We start from the raw sequence: 19,427 nt of genomic DNA on the forward strand, positions 1-19,427 counted from the left end.
AAGTAAAATGCAAATCAAAGATATGTTTGCCAAGAAGATTGACCGTGAGATTCAGGGAGTCATCATTGTTGGCCAGGGTGAAGAAACAAATGTGGCACAGGAGCTGGAAGAGTATGTGGTCACAAGAGAACTGCAGAAGCATTTTGCTGATTTTTTCTCTGCATACAAAAAAGGAATTAACGAAAACACACCTAAGATGGGTGTATGGATTTCCGGTTTCTTTGGAAGTGGTAAATCTCATTTCCTAAAGATTTTATCTTATCTGTTGGATAATAAGCAGGTCGGGGATAAGAGAGCACTCGACTACTTTATCAAGGATAAAAAGATTGTTGATCAAATGGTTCTAGCTGATATGAAACTGGCGGCAGAGACACCGACCAATGTGGTTCTTTTTAATATTGATTCGAAGAGTGAGTCAGATGGAAAGCATAAGGATGCCATCGTCAATGTATTTCTGAAAGTATTCAATGAGATGCAGGGATTCTGTGGCTCTATGCCTCATGTTGCTGACCTGGAAAGAAAATTGACAGAAGCTGGTAAATTTGATGAGTTCAAAGAAGCTTTTGAAGAGAAAAAAGGTGATTCTTGGGAAGCGTATCGGCAGGATTTTGACTTCATTCAGGACAGTGTAGTAGATACTCTTGTATCTATGGACTTTATGAGTGAAGATGCTGCGAAAAACTGGTGTAAGAAGGCAACAGAGCCTTACACCATCAGCATTGAAGACTTTGCTAAGAGAGTCAAGGCTTATATTGATAGTAAAGGAAAGAATCACCATGTGGTCTTCTTGGTAGATGAAATCGGCCAGTATATCGGAGATGACTCCAAATTGATGCTGAACCTGCAGACTGTTACAGAAGAACTCGGTAAGGAATGCATGGGTAAAGCTTGGGTGATTGTTACATCTCAGCAGGATATTGATTCTATTACAAAAGTAAAGGGAAATGACTTTTCTAAAATTCAGGGACGGTTTGATACACGTCTCTCTTTGTCATCTGCGAATGTTGATGCGGTAATCAAAAAGAGAATTTTGGATAAGACAGAAACAGCAGCACAAGCTCTTCGTCTTCTTTATGAGCAGAAGGCTACGATTATCAAGAATCTGATTGTATTCAATGATGGTGTAGAGAAGAAGTTGTATGCAAACGAAAATGATTTTGCGGAAGTATATCCTTTTGTACCATATCAGTTTAACTTGCTCGCAAGTGTTCTGACATCGATTCGTACTCATGGTGCATCCGGTAAGCATCTATCCGAAGGCGAACGTTCTATGCTGGCACTTTTCAAAGAGTCCGCAGCGAAGCTGAAAGACCGAGAAATGGGAGTGATTGTGCCATTCCATCGCTTCTATGATGCTTTGGAGAATTTCCTGGATCACAGTCACAAGGGTGTTATAAGCAAGGCATATGACAATAATTACATTAATCCGGAACACAAGCAAGAAGACATATTTGCGATCAATGTTTTAAAGACATTGTTCATGATCAAATATGTTTCTGCGATTGAATCCAATATCGATAACATCACCAGTCTGATGATTAAGAATATTGATGATGATCGGATCGAATTGAAGGATCGAGTCGAAGAAGCACTTAAGGTTCTGATGAGCCAGATGATGGTACAGAAAAATGGCAATCTCTATATTTTCCTAACAGATGAAGAACAGGAAATCAATAATGAAATCGAAAAAGAAAATGTTGAGATGCCGGATGTTATTACAAAGATTGCTGAGATGATCTTTGAGGATATTTTGACCGATAAGAAGTATCGTTACCCGGAATTAAACGGCAGATATTCCTTCTCCTTCAATCAGGTTGTAGATGATCGTCCGTATAAATCAAATCAGAACTTTGATATCGGACTTCGCATTCTGACACCTTGGTATGATGGCGGAATGGACGATGCGACCCTTCGCATGTTGTCCGGTCAGGGTAAGGAAGTACTTGTGGTTCTTCCAAATGATGATGAATTCTTGACGGAGATGCGTGAGTACTTAAAGATTGAGCGCTTCCTTCGTAAGAATACCTCTACTCAGCTTGCCAAATATAAAACCATCAAAGAAGCAAAACGTGTGGAGATGAGAGAGCGTAATGCGAATGCTAAGCTCTATCTCACAGAAGCACTCAAAGAAGCAACCATCTATGTGAATGGTGATGTTGCTCGTGTTGCGGCAAAGGATGTCACATCCAGAATCAATGAAGCTATCGGACGTTTGGTTAAAACTGTTTATAATAAACTCTCTTATATCGATACTCCGATGGGAGAGGCTGATATCCGCAAGATGCTTCGTACAACAAACCCGGTGTCATCGCAGCTGGAAGGCGGCACTGAAGCTAATACCCATGCATTAGATGATGTACAGGGATATATTACTATGAATTCTCATAATCACATGAAGACTTCCATGAAGTCCGTAAAGGATCGTTTCATGAAAGCTCCATATGGATTCGTGGAAGATGATATCAACTGGCTCGTTGCTCGGCTGTATAAGCGTGGAGATTTGGAATTCACGGTAAATGGAGCATCCGTAAATCTGAATAATAAATCTGATGAAGAGATCGTAGGTTACATCACAAAGAAGGCCTTTGCAGAGAAGCTCCTGCTGGAAGAGCGTATTCGCGTCAGCGAGAAAGATAAGAAGGCAGTTCGTGATGTAATGAAAGAGCTATTCCATACCACTGTATCTGTAGAGGATGAGGATACTATCATGAAGAATTTCCAGAGTTACGCGTCCAATATGGTAAATGCGATGGATAAGCTGGAAGTCTATTATAAGCAGTGTGATTATCCGGGAAAGAAAGTTCTGGATAATGGAAAACCACTGATGCAGTCCGTGGTTCAGATCACCGTAGCATCAGAATTCTTTAGCTCTGTATCAAAGATGCGTGAATCCTTCTTTGATCTGGCAGAGTATTATGAGCCGGTGAAGGCATTCTTCAATGGAAGGCAGCAGTCTATTTTTAAGGATGCTCTGGATATGCTTGCCATCTACGAAGATAGTAAGACATATATCGTAGATGCAGACTTGGAAGCAGTCGTTGATAAGATGTATGCGATTGTAAAGCAGGAGAAGCCTTATAAGAATATTCCACAACTTCCGGAACTTTGTGAGCAGTTTAGGAACGCTTATGAAAAGGTACTGGAAGTAGAAGAAGCACCTGTATTGGATTCCATCGATCAGTCCAGACAGCGTGTATTGGAAGTTCTGAATACAAAGGAATATGCAGCGCAGAAGAAAGAACATTATTTGAATCAGTTTGCAGAGATTCGTCAAGGTGCGGAGCGATGCAAAAATGTTTCTTCTCTCAGAGGCTTTGCGGATAAAGCAGAGGCGCTCAAGATTCGTCTTATGAATGAGATGGATACAATGGACCGTCAGATTGCAGAAAAAAAGCAAGCAGAAGAAATCCGTAGAATTGAAGAAGAAGCAAAGAAACAAGGCGCTGATGTGACAGATACGGAAGTCGCTCATAAGGTCGCTGAACAAAAAGCACAGTACAAAGTCCACAAGACAAAGAATATTTCTATTAAGAAGGTGACAGGTACGTCTTCTTGGAGACTGGAAAATACACAGGATGTAGATAAATACATCGAAGAACTGAGAAAGACTCTTGTAGCTCAACTGGATGATGATACGATTGTTAATGTTGAGTTCTAATTGCGAGACAAAGGAGAGAGCAAAGGTATGAATAAGTCATCTATCAAAAACTTTGCGATCCGGGCTAGAAACAAGCTCATTGCAGATATTCGTTACCGTGCAGGCTTGATGGGAATTACGGCTGACGGCATCAAAAATGCCCTGCCTCAGTCCACAGGTACAACTGAATTTTATGATATTGGAACAGCTGAGCCATATTCCATCAGTGGAGATGCTGTAAAGCAGAGAAAAAAGTTAGTAGAAGTAATTTGCCAAAAAGAAAAGGACACAGACTATCAGACCGCCTATGAGTACATCATCGAAGAGGTAGCCTATACCTGGTTTAACCGTTTGATTGCGATTCGTTTTATGGAAGTGAATGATTATCTTCCTTCTCACATGCGTGTCCTATCTTCGGATACTGGAAAACTGGAACCGGATATTGTCACAAATCCGTTTTATGCTGAACTTGATTTCACAGGTGACGAAGAGCAGACTATCATGCAACTTAAAAATGATAATCAGCTGGATGAGCTTTTCCGTATGCTTTTCATCAAGCAGTGTAATGCATTAAATGAATTCTTGCCGGCATTATTTGAAAAGACAAAGGATTATACAGAAGTGCTTCTGAATCTCTCTGTTATTGATCAGGAAGGTGTTATCTACAAGCTTGTTCATGATATTGACGAGGATGACTTTAATGTCGAAAAAGGTGGACAGGTTGAGATTATCGGCTGGCTGTATCAGTACTATAACAGCGAAAAGAAAGACGACGTATTTGCCGCTCTTAAAAAGAATATAAAAATTACAAAGGAAAATATTCCTGCAGCCACGCAGCTTTTCACACCGGACTGGATTGTTCGTTACATGGTCGAGAACTCCCTAGGCCGTTTGTGGGTGGAAGGTCATCCGAATGATGAACTGAAATCTCAGTGGAAGTATTATCTGGAAGAAGCAGAGCAGGAGCTGGATGTTCAGTTGCAACTTGCGACCATTCGTGAAGAATATAAAGCATTGAAACCGGAAGATATTCTGTGCATCGACCCTTGCTCCGGTAGTGGCCATATTCTGGCTTATATGTTTGACGTGCTGATGCAGATTTATGAATCTTACGGCTATACCACCCGTGAAGCGGTGGCAAGCATTGTGGAGAACAATCTGTACGGCTTGGACATTGATGACCGTGCGGTACAGCTTAGCTATTTTACTGTTATGATGAAAGCCTGCCAATACGACAAGAGATTCCTTCGCAGCAAGGTGCAGCCGCATGTGTTTGCTATCGTTGAAAGTAACCACGTAGATCCGGATGTAGTGGACTATTTTTGCAATGGCGATGCTAAGCTAAAAGAAGCAATGGACACCATCATCAGTGAATTGCATAATGCAAAGGAATATGGTTCTATCATCACTGTTAGCCAGCAGGATTGGGAAGCACTGTATGCTCGGTTTGATGAAATTCAGAATAAAAGTGTGATATCTACTTACACGGATGAAGCGCTTAAGTTGCGTTCCATCGTGAATGTAGCTAAAGCCATGGCTCAAAAATATCATGTTGTAATCACCAATCCGCCGTATATGGGCGCATCAGGTATGAGTGCAAAGTTGTCGGATTATGTGAAAAAGAATTATCCTGACAGCAAGAGTGACTTGTTTGCTGTGTTTATTGACCGAGGTAATCAAATGGTCGTTTGTAATGGAATTAATTGTATGGTAACTATGCAAAGCTGGATGTTTCTATCAAGTTTTGAAAAACTTAGGGAAAAATGTTTAAGGAATAAAACGATAATAAACTTAATGCATATGGAAAATATGGTTATGGGGATAGCTTTTGGTACTGCAGTTACTGCATTTAGAAATAATCACATACCACAGTATAAAGGCACTTACAATTATATAAAACATAAAGATATAGTAGATGATGTGCCTAAAGAGTTTCCTATAAAGGTAAATCGTTTTGCACAAGTAACTACCGACAACTTCTCCAAAATCCCCGGCTCTCCGGTGGCATATTGGGTGAGTAAACGTATTGTTGGAACCTTTGGGAAAGAAGTGTTAGGAGATATTCTAACAACAAGAGAAGGAATGGCAACAGCGGATAATGATTCTTTCTTAAGACTGTGGTCAGAAGTTTCAATTGATAATATCGGATTTGGATGTACGGATACATTGGATGCAAAGGAGATTGGGTGTACATGGTTCCCATACAATAAAGGTGGTGATTATCGTAAATGGTATGGTAATAATGATTATGTTGTTAACTGGGAAAATGATGGACAATTAATCAGAAACAACAAGGATGTAAAAACAGGTAGAATTCGTTCGCATAACTATAATGGTGGATTTGCATTTAGAAAAGGAGTGACATGGTCTGCATTAAGCTCAAGTAATATTTCTGTTAGATACGCAGATTCAGGATTCCTTTTTGATTCAAAAGGTGCAAAGGGATTTGCAGCATCCGAGGACGAATTGTATTATGCGATGGCGTTAATTAATAGTAAGGCTGGTTTAAATTACCTTTCATTTATTTCTCCAACAATTGATTTTAAGGTGGGGGATATAATCCAGATTCCGTTGATACGTGAAAGAATAGAGGACATCATTGAAAGAAGCAAAAGGTGTGTACAAATTAGTAAAATAGATTGGGATTCATTTGAAACTTCATGGGACTTCCAGCGTCACCCGCTGCTTCGCAATGTTTCTACCATTGCAGAGGCATTTAACCAGTGGCATGCTGAATGTGATAACCGATTTAACCAGCTGAAAGCCAATGAGGAAGAACTGAACCGCATTTTCATTGACATTTACGGTTTGCAGGATGAGCTGACACCGGAAGTGGCGGACAAGGATATTACGGTGTACCGGATATTCGACAGCAAGGAGGATGTGCCGGAGAGCATGAAGGGCAGTAGGTATATCCGCACGAAAGAGGACGAGGTCGTCTCATTTATTTCCTATGCAGTAGGTTGTATGTTCGGTCGTTACTCTCTGGATGTGGATGGTCTTGCTTATGCAGGCGGTAACTATGATTCTAAATATTGCAGATGGATTCGCCAATTAGGTAATAAAGCAACCGAAGAAATTGACGAAAATGGCAAGCTAATTCACGGCGGTTGGGCAGGTTGTACCTTGTGGGAGTATGATGGGGTCCGGAAAGACGGTAAGTGGATTCCGGCTTCTTTTGCACCGGATACCGACAACATTATTCCGATCTGTGATGATGATTATTTCGACGATGATATTGTCGGTCGGTTCGTGGAGTTCGTGAAAACGGTTTACGGCGCAGATACGCTGGAGGAAAATCTGAAGTTTATTGCTGATGCTCTTGGCGGCAAGGGTCAGCCGAAGGATGTGATTCGGAATTACTTCCTGAGCGACTTCTACTCCGACCATTGCAAGATTTATCAGAAGCGCCCGATTTATTGGCTGTTTGACAGCGGCACAAAGAACGGCTTTAAGGCACTCATTTACATGCATCGCTATACACCGGATACTATCGGTAACTTACGTGTAGATTATCTCCATAAGATGCAGCGTATTTATGATAGTGAAATCAACCGTATGCAGGATACGATTGACCATAGTACAAATCCTCGTGAAGTGGCAGCAGCTACGAAGCGAAAAGAAAAGCTGCAGAAGCAGTTAAAAGAATGTCGTGAATATGATGAGAAGATCGGACACTTAGCATTGAGCCGTATTGAACTTGACTTGGATGATGGCGTGAAGAATAACTACAGAAAAGTCCAGACAGCAAGTGATGGCAAGTTCTATGAGGTGCTCGCAGATTCGAAAAATATCATGGCGAAGGAAAAGTAAGACATTACAGAGGTGAGGTTGATGGCTGAATTAAACCTAAAACAAATTATAGACCGTCTGAATGCAGAGTTTGCCGGTGACACAAGAAAGTTGGTTTTCTGGTATGACGATAAGGGCGAATTTGAAGAAGATATGCATAGCGTAGAGCTGGCAAATGCGAAGGTGTACTTTTTACAGCCGGATAACCAGTTCTATACAAAATATTTTCTGGAGCGAAAGGATCGGAAGAACAACTACTTGATCTATGCTCCTTTTCCAAAACCGGATGTAAAGGATAACCATCTGGAAGATACGATGCTGTATTCCAAGAGATTCTTTGCAGATCGTGCGGCCTTACTGTCAGTAGATCTGGGTATCGACGAGAAGTATAAGCCAATCATCGAGAAGCATATTAAGTTTTTTGCTAATAAAGAACGCACACAGAGATTCTATGACTTGGAAATCGAGAACTTCAATGAGGAGAATATCCTCATTGGGCTTCTCAGCAGCATTTGTAAGACAAGAACCTGTTCATTTGAGGAAGTCATTCGACTGATTCTTACAGATGGTGAACTTCAGGATAATAAGTTCCTTGCCGAGATTCAGAAGTATGATTTACTGGATATCTTTTGGAAACTATGTGAACAACACTTTGGCTATACGGATGTGAAGCCAACTTTGGAGCGATTTGTCTATACATTATTTGTGACATATACATCGAAGTATATACCGTCAGAACTGCCGAAGAAATGGAAACCATTTGTATCGTATAAATCCGGTAACATTGTTGCGTTCATGGATAATCTGATGAACAACGTATTGTACAGAGAGAAGTATGATGAACTTTCTTACTTGGTTGCATCTAGACTGGATGCAATGAGTGTATTCAAGGATTATCTTCCGGAAGAATTACTGAATTGTGATACATTCCTGTGTATCGATCAGATTTTGGTGAAGTGGATTGTAGATCGTTTGTTAGCGGAAGATACTGGTGCAAAGTTAGATGATCTGACTATTCCGGAGATTGCTGTAAAACGGGAGAAGATGCACTTTGGCGGAAAAACAGGACGTAAATACAGGTTACTTAACAGTGCGTATCATCTTGTTGCAACCGGAACTTATAGTTGTCCAGATGGATTTGCAGATATCATTGCTCAGTATCGTGCGGAAGACTACAAGATTGATCAGGCGTACCGTGATTTCTACTATGAGTTCGATCAGTTAGAAGATACTACGGCATTTGAAGAACTTCGTGACCTTGTTGAGAACATCTATACCAATGAATATCTGGATAAGCTGATTCCAAAGTGGAATGCAGGATTGCAGGAAGAAAATTCGCTTACAAAACTGCCGGCACAGATTGCTTTCTACACCCGCAACATTTGTAATGTGAAGGAACGCACGGTTGTCATTATCTCTGATGCAATGCGTTACGAAGTAGGGCAGGAATTATTCCGGGCATTGTCTGATGACCCTAAGTGTACAGCTAAACTTGAAACACAGCTCAGCGTGCTTCCATCCTATACAAGACTTGGAATGGCTGCGTTATTGCCACATAATCAGATTACGATGACGGATGACTATCAGGTACTGGTTGACGACGTTCTTTGTGATAATTTGGCAGGACGACAGACTGTTCTGCAGAAATATTCACCGAATAGTATCTGTGTGCAGTTTGATGACATTAAGGGACTGAAGAAAACAGAGCTTCGAGACATCTTTACCGGCAAACAGGCAATCTATGTTTATCATAATCAGATTGATGCAAGAGGTGATAAGGCAAATACAGAGGATGAAGTATTTGTTGCTTGTAAAGAAGCAGTAGCAGAAATCATTGATCTGATTCGCCGTATCTCTGCCAACGCTAATACATATCACTTTATTGTAACAGCTGATCATGGATTTATTTATAAGAGAGATAAGCTTACTGAGAGTGATAAGATTGGTGGCGTAAACGTTAAAAAAGCGTTCGTAAACCGTAGATTCATTGTTGCACCGGAAGCTATTCAAGAGGACGGCATCGCACACATGAGCATGGGAACAGTGCTTCGCAATCAGGATGAAAAGGTGGTATCCTTCCCAATCAGCAGTAATGTATTCAAGGTTGCAGGTGGTGGACAAAACTTCGTACACGGTGGCTCTTCCCCGCAGGAAATGCTTGTGCCTGTATTGGAAGTGAAGATGGAGCGTGGACACAGGGAGACAAAGAATGCAGAAATTGCTCTTGTCAGCACAGTTCAGAAGATTACAAACAAAATTACAACGATGGATTTCATTCAGTCAGAACCTGTCAGCGATACAGTTAAAGCTACAACATATAAGATTTTCTTTATATCCGAGGATAATGAGAAGATTTCAAATGAAAATAGCTATATTGCAGATAGCAGAGAGCCAAATGCACAGAAGAGAATCTTTAGAATGAAGTTCCAGTTTAAGGATAAGAAGTATGACCCGGACAAGCAGTATTACCTTGTTGTTTATGATGAAAATGCCAGATTAGAAAGCTTTCGCCATCCAATCATTATGGATTTGCCATTTACAGATGATTTTGGGTTTGGGTTCTAAATACAGTTGAATGGAGGTGCGACTAATGCCGGATTTTATGGAGAATAGTGATATACGTGTTGTAATTAAAGAAAAATTGCGTCGGAACTTTGACGGTAAAATTGTCCGTAAAGATCTGACAAAGAAAATCAAGGAGGGTGCAAATGTACCGGTTTATGTTCTTGAGTTTCTGTTGGGCCAATATTGCAGTTCAGACGATGATGAGGTTATCGAGCAGGGTGTGCAGAATGTAAAGCGTATCCTTGCCGATAACTTTGTAAGACCGGATGAAGCGCAGAAAGTATTGTCTCGCCTCAGAAGCAGAGGCAGTCACACAATCATTGATATGGTAACGGTACGATTGGATATTAAGAAGGACAGCTTTTTTGCGGAGTTTTCCAATCTGGGATTATCTAATATCCCTATCACGGATGAATACCCGGAGAAGTATGACCGGCTTCTTTGCGGCGGTATCTGGTGTATCGTTCAGCTTGATTATGAGACCGAAGGTGATAATAATTTCGGAATCATAGATGCAGAAGGAAACAAACTCCAGTCCAAACAGAAAAAGCAGAAGGATATCTCTCCAATCAGCATTCGTAAGCTGACTCCAATTCAGATGCCTCATATCGATATTGAGGACTTGAAACAGGGACGCCAGGCATTTACCAAGGAAGAGTGGATGGATGTTATGCTGCGCTCCATTGGTATGGAGCCGGATGAATTGACCTATCGTGAGAAGTGGCTTCTTTTGACTCGTATGATTCCGCTGGTGGAGAACAACTTCAACCTTTGTGAGTTGGGACCTCGAAGCACCGGTAAATCTCATCTTTATAAGGAGATTTCTCCGAACAGTATCCTTGTGTCCGGAGGTCAGACTACGGTAGCAAACCTTTTTTATAACATGGGTCGTAAGACTGTTGGTCTGGTTGGTTTATGGGATTGCGTAGCTTTTGATGAAGTTGCTGGCATTCGTTTCAAGGATAAAGATGGCGTGCAGATTATGAAAGACTACATGGCATCCGGTTCCTTTGCAAGAGGCAAGGAAGAAAAGGCTGCATCCGCTTCTATGGTATTCGTTGGTAATATCAATCAGAGCGTAGATGTACTTCTGAAGACATCAAGTCTGTTTGACCCGTTTCCTCCGGAAATGGGGACAGACACGGCGTTCCTTGACCGTATGCATTGTTATCTGCCGGGATGGGAAATTCCGAAGTTCCGTCCGGAGCATTTTACAAACGACTATGGATTCATCAGCGACTATCTTGCAGAGTTCATTCGCGAGCTTCGAAAGGAACAGTATGGTGATGCCATTGACCATTATTTCCGCCTTGGCAAGAACCTCAATCAGAGAGATACCATCGCTGTGCGTAGAATGGCAGATGGATATTTGAAGCTTCTGTATCCAGATGGCAATTTTACAAAAGAAGAAGTAGAAGAAGTTCTCCAGATTTCGTTGGAGATGCGCCGCCGTGTAAAAGAGCAGCTCAAGAAGCTGGGCGGTATGGAATTCTACGATGTAAACTTCTCCTATATAGATAATGAGACCTTTGAGGAGCACTATGTTTCCGTACCTGAGCAAGGTGGCGGAAAGCTCATCCCGGAAGGAATGTGCAATCCGGGACAAGTTTACACTGTATCTCAGGGAAAGAGTGGCATGCTTGGCGTATTTCTCTTGGAAAGCCAGATGCTTCCGGGTAATGGAAAGTTCGAAAGAACAGGTATTGGTAGTGACCGTGATTCCAAGGAATCCACTAATACAGCTTTTAATTTTTTGAAGGCAAACGGGAATCGCATCAGTGGAGCTATCAGTACCACAACAAAAGATTATATTATTAACTATCAGGATTTGCAGGGCATCGGCATGACAGGAAAGCTGGCCCTTCCTACACTGATTGCGCTGTGCTCGATTGCACTTGGAAAGCCAACACTCAGCAGTCTTGCCGTACTTGGCGAAATCAGCATCAGTGGAACTATGATGAAGGTGGACGAGCTGTCAAATTCTCTGCAGGTATGTTTGGACAGTGGAGCAAAGAGAGTGCTCTTACCTATCACATCAGCAGCAGAACTTGGTACCGTACCGGCAGACCTAATTGGAAGTTTTAATTTGATTTTCTATAGCAGCGCCGAGGACGCAGTGTTTAAGGCTCTAGGTGTAGAGTAAGGAGGTGAGCGTTAGTGATGTATTACGATATTAGTTCAATACATTCTGGATTTAAGAAATCCGTTTAAGGTATTCCGGCACACACTCGAAGGGGTAGAAAATTTGAGAGCAAAATGCGGTCGTTCGTTGTTGTAAAATGCTAAATAATCGTCTATTTTTCGTTGAGCGGCATTTAATAATGCTTCCTATAATGTCCTGTTAAATCGCTCAATCTTTCCGTTATATATCGGTTTTCTAACATGGTTAAAGCAATGAATAATGTCCATCTCTTGTGCTTTAGTATGGAATAAAGCTGTAGCTAACAGATTCACACCCGCCGGAACCTCCTCCCACCAATTCACGCTCCGCCCCCTTATTATTCAGAATTTATATTTGCTATAATAAAGACGACAGAAAGAGGAAAATATGGTGGACAACGAAATTAGCGCCGAAGATTTGGCAATCATGGCGGCAGTAAAAGCGGCCGTCAAACAGGGAGAAAAAGTAAAATCACAGGACTTGCTGCACAGCTGGGAAAACGCCTGCCAATGCTGCTACGGTGAAGGCAAAAGCCAAAACTTGACCGAGTGGGACGGCGAAACTTACATCGACGAACAGCAAGATACGAACAGTGCTGCCGCCGACTTACCCATTACAGAGGCCGATAAACAAGCAATGGCCCGGGCCAAACAACTGTGCGAAGAAACGAAAAACTTAAGCGAAGAAGAAATTTTGGCAGCGTGGCAAAGAGCCTCCGCCGGTTGCTGCGGCGAAGGACAAATGGTCCATCACAACTGGGGGCTTGATTACACTTTAACCGATGAATTGGCCGACGTTTCCGAACAGGAAGCTCAGCTGGCGGAACAAGATAGGGCCGAAGTTGAAGAATTGGCGCAAGCGGAAGCGGAAACAGGTTACAATTATGCTGCCCTCAAACAATTAATCAGCGACGAACTGCATAAAAACGTTCAAGCAACAGAAAGTAAGAGAAAACACTGATGCATCATTTTTTTGTTGACCGTTTAGAGAAAAGTGCCAAATTTCCCGACGCTTTTATGACCACGATTGTCGAAAAACAGGCACATCATCTGATTAACGTTTTACGCGCCGAAATAGGAGAAGAGATATCAGTTGCCTGTCTCGGCCATAACTATCAGGGCTTTATCAGCGAAATTCGCCCGACGCACGTTGTAGTAGAGCAATTGACCTTGCAGGAACAAAAAGCGGAATTACCTTTTGAACTAATCCTCGTACAGGGCTTGCCCAAAAGTGACAAGCTGGAATTCATTATCACTAAAGCCTGTGAATTGGGGGTCAGCAAAATCTTGCCTTTGCAATGCGAACGCAGCATTACCAGAGATAAGGCGGAGAAAGCGGAAAAAATTACAATAAGACGCAATGAAATAGCCTTAGCCGCTTGCAAACAGGCGCATCGCAGCCAACTTGTAAAAGTTGAAAAAAGCATTGCCGGCCGAGAACTATTTCAAAAATATCAATTTGATTATTGCCTGATAGCCTATGAAAAGAGTGATTTGACTCAAAGCCTGGCCAAATATTGGCAAACTGTCAAGAAATCGATTTTAACAGCGCCGAAACGCAAGCAGATTGCCGTAGTTGTAGGCCCGGAAGGGGGATTTACGCCCGCAGAAATTGCTTATTTTACAGCCAACAATGCCGATATAGTGAATTTAGGCGCCAGAATTTTAAGAACGGAAACAGCCGGCTTGGCTTTACTTTCTTATATCATGTTGGACAGCGAACAATAACAGCGAACAATAATTGTGAAATTTCTGATTTTAGACTTATTTATCCTTGACAACAGGGCGTTAATTGCTTATTATAGTTGAGAAAAGTAGATTAAATCTCACCTCAAGCTCAGTGAAGAGGTTCTTACAAGAATTTTTATGATTTAACTTGTTGGAACAGAGCGTGAGACTCTGTTTTTTTTTATTACAGGAGGTGTTACCATCGCTAAGAAACAAGAGCGTGTGCTGGTCAATGAAGCTATTACATATCATAAGTTGCGTGTTATCGGCCAGGACGGTGAACAATTAGGCGAACTGAGTTTGAGCAGTGCCTTAGCCAAAGCTGAAGAAGCAGATTTGGATTTGGTTTTAGTAGCAGACAATCCGACTAATCCCGTTGCCAAAATTATGGATTTCGGTAAGTACTTATTCGAACAGAAAAAGTACAAAAAAGAAGCGAAAAAGAATCAGAAAGTTCAGGAACTTAAGGAAGTTCAGCTTAAATTGACGACAGATGAACACGATTTGAGCTTCAAACGGAGAAATGCTTGCAAGTGGTTAGATGATGGAAATAAAGTTAAAGTAGCTATCAGGTTCCGCGGTCGGGAAATGACCTACATAGATCAGGGAATTGAAGTAATGCGGAAATTTTCCGAGTCATGTGCCGATAGTTGCGTGATTGAGAAAGCACCGAAGCTGGAAGGTAGAAACATGTACATGTTTTTAGCTCCAAAAAAAACTAAATAACTTATTCTAAGTTAGGTAATAGATATTGAGGAGGAATTCTTATGCCAAAACAAAAAACTCACAGCGCTTCCAAAAAGCGTTTTAAGATTTCAGGCAGCGGCAAGGTTATGCGCTTCCACTCTGATAAGAAGCACAAATTAACTTGTAAGTCACCACGCCAAAAACGTAATTTGCGCGGTTCAACCGAGATGGTCGGTCAATTTGCTAACAACGTTAGACAAATGATTCCTTATAACTAAGTAGAGCGTGGAGGAAAAGTAAATGTCCAGAGTTAAAAGAGGCGTTACACAACGCGCCAAACACAAGAAAATTTTGAAAATGGCTCGCGGTTATTATGGCCGTAAGAGTAAATTGTTTAAAGTCGCCAAGCAACAGGTTTGGAAGTCGGGTAATTATGCTTTTGCCCATCGTCGCTTGAAAAAACGTGATTTCCGCAGCTTGTGGATTGCTCGTATCAATGCTGCTGCCCGTTTGAACGGTATGTCATACAGCCGTTTTATGGCCGGATTGAAGAGCTTAGGTATTTTGCTTGACCGTAAGGTCTTGGCCGATATGGCTTTGAATCAGGCTCAAGATTTTGCCAACTTGGTTGAGATGGTTAAAAACAAGTAATTTCAGCAGATATTTCAGAAAAGTCCCTTTGTCTCGCGAAGATAGAGGGATTTTTTCATATCGCAGAAAGAGTGCAGGTATTTTGATGGAGCCGAAAATAATTAACAGCAGACAAAACAAACAGTATAAATATTTTCTCAGCATAGCTAAGCGCAAAATCGCCGGCTTATGTTTGCTTGAAGGGCAGCGCTTAGTGCATGAATTGCTGCAGAGTCGCTATGCTGCAAATTGTTCAACGGTATTATTAAGTAAAGAGCAGTGGCCCATATTAACCGAAGAGGAAAAAAAGACAATTTCCAACGGCCGTGAATGCGTTATTTTAGAAGATTCGCTCTTAGAAAGTTTGGTTAATACCGTAAGCTCTCAAGGCTGGGCGGCCGTTATGCAAATCCCGTCTCAGGCCGATTTACAGTCGCTCTTAACTCATAAAACAACATTTAACTTTTATCCGCCGGTGAAAAATTTTCAGACCGCTGAAATTGTACTTATTCTTGATGCCTTGCAAGACCCGGGAAATATGGGCAGCATTATTCGCTCAGCCGCCGCTTTTGGAATTAAAGCAATTTTTACCCTGCCGGCAACTGTTCACGCCTGGCAAAGCAAAGTCATTCGTGCTGCTATGGGCGGCATGTTCAAAGTCCCGCTTGTAGAGCAAATTGAGGCAGCGCAGCTTTTTTCCCTTTTGCAGCAGCATAATTATCAAATTCTTGGAACCGGTTTTAACAATCAAAGTATTTATGATTACTTACAAAGCAAGACAGCTGCTGCCGACTTAAAATTAGCTGTAGTTATCGGCAATGAAGGCAACGGAATCAGGGAAGAAACGCAAAAATATCTGGATGCCGTCTTAACTATACCAATGCTGCCGAATAACGAGTCTTTAAATGCTGCCGCCGCCTGTGCTGTGACCTTGGCAGCTTTACGCTTCAGATAAAAGACTGATGATATAAGACCGGAGAGGGCAAACTTGCAAACTGCAAGGCTGCAAATACAAGCCTGCAGAATGCAGGCCTGCAAAATCGCAAAGATGGATTATTAATCCTGACTCAAGTCATCCTCATGCACAAGATACAGAGAGCGTACGTCATATTTAGTCAAACGTTGACGGCCGTTAAGACCCGCCAATTCAACAAAGAAAAGCACGCCTGCCACCTCAGCTCCGGCAGACTCGATTAATTCGCAAGCAGCCTCAGCCGTACCGCCGATAGCCAGCAAATCATCGACGAACAGCACTCTTTCTCCGGCTTGCAGCGCATCTTTATGCATCTCAATTGTCGATTCGCCGTACTCCAACTTGTATGTTTTCTTGTAAATAGCGGCAGGCAATTTGCCGGCTTTACGTACAGGTACAAAACCTTTTTGCATAATATAGGCCAGGGCAGAACCGATAATAAAGCCGCGCGCTTCGGCAGCAACAATTTTATCAAAATTCAAATCCGCACAGGCAGCCTGCAATTCCGCAATTAAATCGTGAAAATCCTGCGCATTCTTCAAAACTGTAGTTATATCAATGAAATCAATTCCGCGTTTGGGATAATTGTGTATATGCCGCAACTTCCGATCCAAGTTTTTGCTCATAGGGTTACTCCGTCTCCAACTGTAAACAGTCTAAAATAAAAACATTTACTATTTTATCATATTATTCGTAAAGTAACATGCACAAGCACTGCTGACTGCCGAATAACTTGCAGGATGAAAATTTTCCAATTTCAACTTTTTCGGCGGGAAATTATTTTTTGGGGGCAGGGAAATTAGGTCTGAAGTTAGCTCGGAACTTAGGCCGGGAAATTGGGCCGGGAGTTAGGGCGGAAATTCAACCGGGAAATTCGGTCGAGAAAAATGTATAATAACTTAAAGATGAAAGAAAGGGAATTATGTGCAGCTATGCAAATGCGAAGCGGATTTTTCCATAAAAGAAATGTATACATAACACTGGTAGCGGCAGCTTTGCTCTTAACAGCCTGTTTTCACGGAAAAAACGGCAAATCACAGGATAACCTTACGCCGTTGCCTCAAAGTACAAAAAAAATTACCGTCTCTCACCAAGATGAGACAAACAATTTTGAAAAATTGCTGCATACCAACGATTTTGAAATTATCAAATTGTTAGGAGATAAACGCCTGAAAATTGATTTTAACGCTCAATTTACAGATGAGATAGCAAAATCCAAAAGGCCGACAGTTATCTTCGGGGTGACCAATTGGTCCGAAGCGGCGCATAAATATTTGCCCGTAATATTGGATTTAAGCAAAAACTACAGCAACGACGTCGATTTTTTTGTAATCAATATAGAAAAAACTGTCGATTTTACCGAAAAGTATAAGATTAAAACTGTGCCTGTATTACTTCTCTTTCAACAGGAGAAATTAGTTTGGGAAAAAATGGAAGACTGGGATAATCTCAGCCCCGATTTGAACAGTGAACTGAGACAATTGCTGCCTAAGCAGAGCTAAAAAGGGGGTAAACTTTATGGCTAACAAAAAAATGGCCAATCAGGCCGAAAAAACACTCTTTCAACGAAATGACGGCGACGAAAAAGAGCGGGCCATCTGCTTCAGCGTTTGTCTGAAGACGCAGGATGAAAAAGAAGTTCTGGCCGGCTTGGAAGAACTGAAAGAATTAGCTCATACGGCAGGGGCGGAAGTTCTGGCAGAAATTTATCAAAATAGAGATAAAATCGACGCCAAATATTATATCGGAGCAGGTAAATTGGCGGAGATCAAAGACCTGGCCGAAAAATTAAAAGCTAACTGCTTAATTTGTGACGATGAACTGAGTCCGGCACAATTGAGAAATATTGAAGATTATACGAAGTTGAAAATAATTGATCGTTCACTTTTAATTTTGGATATCTTTGCCGGAAGAGCCACAAGCGCCGAAGGTAAACTGCAAGTGGCCTTGGCCCAGGCGCAATATCGCTTACCGCGCATCCAGTTCATGTTGGGCTTCAACTCCCGTTTGGCAGGTGGTATCGGCACAAGAGGTCCGGGCGAAAGCTTGAAAGAAACCGATCGCCGTCATATTCAAAGACGGATAAATACATTACGGGAAAAACTGGCGGAATTAGGGAAAAAGCGGCAAATTGTCCGCCAACATCGGACCAAAAGCGCTTTAACTGTTGCTGTGGTAGGCTATACCAATGCCGGCAAATCGAGTTTAATCAATTCTTTATGCAAAAGTGATTTATATACGGAAAATCAGGTCTTTGCCACCCTTGATCCTGCCTGCAGACACTTATGGTTGCCTAAATTGGCGACAGACAGCTTACTGATTGATACCGTCGGCTTTATCAGGAAATTACCCCATCATCTGATCGAAGCTTTCAAAAGTACCTTGGAGGAAGCGGCAAAAGCGGATTTACTTTTGTTGGTTCTGGATGCTGCCGATACCCAGGCTGTCGCCCAACTTGAAGTCGTAGAAAATTTACTTAAACAAATAGGTGCGGCTGAAGTGCCCCGCCTTTATGTCGCCAATAAAATGGATCTGTTGCATAACGATCTTAGTCAGGTAGACTCTTTACTTTTAAACAAATTGCATACGTTGTGTCAGCCGCAGGATTTATTTTTTATCTCGGTTAAAGGCAATTTTCAGATCGAAAAATTACGCGCTGCCTTGCAGAACAAATTGCAGGAAATAGCAGAAAATGGCGATTGAAACGTATTAAACGCTCTGCCCCGGGTCCTACTGCTGTGAGCCTTAGGTCCGGCTGCTGCCCTTGGTTCGGCTGCTTTCTGCTCCTGGTTCAGATGAGCTGTCTTTGGTTCGCCTGCTGCACTTGGTTCGGATGCGCTGTCTTTGGTCCGGCTGCTGCACCCCTCGGCTTGCCTACTGCTGTAAGTTAGTCCGGAAGTGAGAATGTAATCTGCCTGCATTTGCTGCCTGTGCAGAGTATAGAAATATGTCATGCTTACCGGATAAAAAAGGATATAAGACAAATAATTGTTACATAATTGTTATATTGCACTTTTACAGCAAAAAGCAGTCTGAGGGTCGCCTGAAATTGTAAATTGCGCTAAAGGTAAAAAAATAAGAATATTAACAATTATCTAAGACCAGGATAGGGAAAAACCTATTAATATTTGGGCTTTCAGTGCCTTATTCGTTAAAAAATGCAAAAACATAAGAAAAATATAATTGTGCATTTTGTTGATAAAACTCACTGAACGCACCTAAAAACAGGACAAAATGACGATAAAACTGCTTTTT

The 19,427-nt window shown here is 41.7% G+C and carries 13 protein-coding genes and 1 pseudogene; 12 read left to right on the forward strand and 2 right to left on the reverse strand.

Features of this window, described 5'->3' with window-relative positions:
* The first annotated feature begins 7 nt into the window (after positions 1 to 7).
* The 4 genes from brxC to brxL are packed head-to-tail and all read left to right on the forward strand — an operon-like array spanning position 8 to position 12,137.
* Positions 8 to 3,658: a BREX system P-loop protein BrxC gene (gene brxC, locus PYS60_RS02940; protein ID WP_315570701.1), complete on the forward strand. Its 3,651-nt coding sequence runs from the start codon at positions 8 to 10 to the stop codon at positions 3,656 to 3,658.
* 27 nt (positions 3,659 to 3,685) lie between these two features.
* Entirely contained in the window at positions 3,686 to 7,450 is a 3,765-nt protein-coding gene (gene pglX, locus PYS60_RS02945) for a BREX-1 system adenine-specific DNA-methyltransferase PglX (protein ID WP_315570703.1), read from the forward strand.
* A 21-nt stretch (positions 7,451 to 7,471) separates the two neighbouring features.
* Entirely contained in the window at positions 7,472 to 9,994 is a 2,523-nt protein-coding gene (pglZ, locus tag PYS60_RS02950) for a BREX-1 system phosphatase PglZ type A (protein WP_315570705.1), read from the forward strand.
* Between the two features lie 25 nt (positions 9,995 to 10,019).
* Entirely contained in the window at positions 10,020 to 12,137 is a 2,118-nt protein-coding gene (gene brxL, locus PYS60_RS02955; protein ID WP_315570707.1) for a protease Lon-related BREX system protein BrxL, read from the forward strand.
* A gap of 35 nt (positions 12,138 to 12,172) precedes the next feature.
* Here the strand turns inward: brxL and PYS60_RS06600 are convergent.
* Positions 12,173 to 12,298, reverse strand: a pseudogene (locus tag PYS60_RS06600) (hypothetical protein); the annotation flags it as partial.
* A gap of 244 nt (positions 12,299 to 12,542) precedes the next feature.
* Between PYS60_RS06600 and PYS60_RS02960 the strand changes: the two are divergent.
* From PYS60_RS02960 to PYS60_RS02985, 6 genes are all read left to right on the forward strand, one after another.
* The gene (locus PYS60_RS02960) at positions 12,543 to 13,115 is read left to right on the forward strand and encodes a hypothetical protein (RefSeq protein WP_315570709.1); all 573 of its coding nucleotides are present in this window, start codon (positions 12,543 to 12,545) and stop codon (positions 13,113 to 13,115) included.
* A complete protein-coding gene (locus PYS60_RS02965) occupies positions 13,115 to 13,882 on the forward strand; it encodes an RsmE family RNA methyltransferase (protein ID WP_315570711.1) in 768 nt (255 codons plus the stop codon). Before PYS60_RS02960 ends, PYS60_RS02965 begins: the two co-directional genes overlap by 1 nt.
* 201 nt (positions 13,883 to 14,083) lie before the next feature.
* The gene (infC, locus tag PYS60_RS02970) at positions 14,084 to 14,608 is read left to right on the forward strand and encodes a translation initiation factor IF-3 (RefSeq protein ID WP_390866552.1); all 525 of its coding nucleotides are present in this window, start codon (positions 14,084 to 14,086) and stop codon (positions 14,606 to 14,608) included.
* 41 nt (positions 14,609 to 14,649) lie between these two features.
* Complete coding sequence (rpmI, locus tag PYS60_RS02975; RefSeq protein ID WP_315570714.1) at positions 14,650 to 14,847, forward strand: 50S ribosomal protein L35; 198 nt, start codon at positions 14,650 to 14,652, stop codon at positions 14,845 to 14,847.
* 22 nt (positions 14,848 to 14,869) lie between these two features.
* Positions 14,870 to 15,220, forward strand: a complete 351-nt coding sequence (gene rplT / locus PYS60_RS02980; protein WP_315570716.1) for a 50S ribosomal protein L20 — start codon at positions 14,870 to 14,872, stop codon at positions 15,218 to 15,220.
* An 85-nt stretch (positions 15,221 to 15,305) separates the two neighbouring features.
* Positions 15,306 to 16,154: a TrmH family RNA methyltransferase gene (locus PYS60_RS02985; protein ID WP_315570717.1), complete on the forward strand. Its 849-nt coding sequence runs from the start codon at positions 15,306 to 15,308 to the stop codon at positions 16,152 to 16,154.
* Between the two features lie 101 nt (positions 16,155 to 16,255).
* On the opposite strand, the gene PYS60_RS02990 is transcribed toward PYS60_RS02985, so the two are convergent.
* A complete protein-coding gene (locus PYS60_RS02990) occupies positions 16,256 to 16,798 on the reverse strand; it encodes an adenine phosphoribosyltransferase (RefSeq protein ID WP_315570719.1) in 543 nt (180 codons plus the stop codon).
* A 261-nt stretch (positions 16,799 to 17,059) separates the two neighbouring features.
* Between PYS60_RS02990 and PYS60_RS02995 the strand changes: the two genes are divergently transcribed.
* Together PYS60_RS02995 and hflX are read left to right on the forward strand one after the other, a co-directional pair.
* A complete protein-coding gene (locus PYS60_RS02995; protein ID WP_315570721.1) occupies positions 17,060 to 17,674 on the forward strand; it encodes a thioredoxin family protein in 615 nt (204 codons plus the stop codon).
* Between the two features lie 16 nt (positions 17,675 to 17,690).
* Complete coding sequence (gene hflX, locus PYS60_RS03000; RefSeq protein WP_315570722.1) at positions 17,691 to 18,875, forward strand: GTPase HflX; 1,185 nt, start codon at positions 17,691 to 17,693, stop codon at positions 18,873 to 18,875.
* The last annotated feature ends 552 nt before the right edge of the window (positions 18,876 to 19,427 follow it).

The organism is Amygdalobacter indicium (assembly GCF_029101545.1).
In the GTDB taxonomy this organism is placed as follows: Bacteria; Bacillota; Clostridia; order Saccharofermentanales; family Fastidiosipilaceae; genus Amygdalobacter; species Amygdalobacter indicium.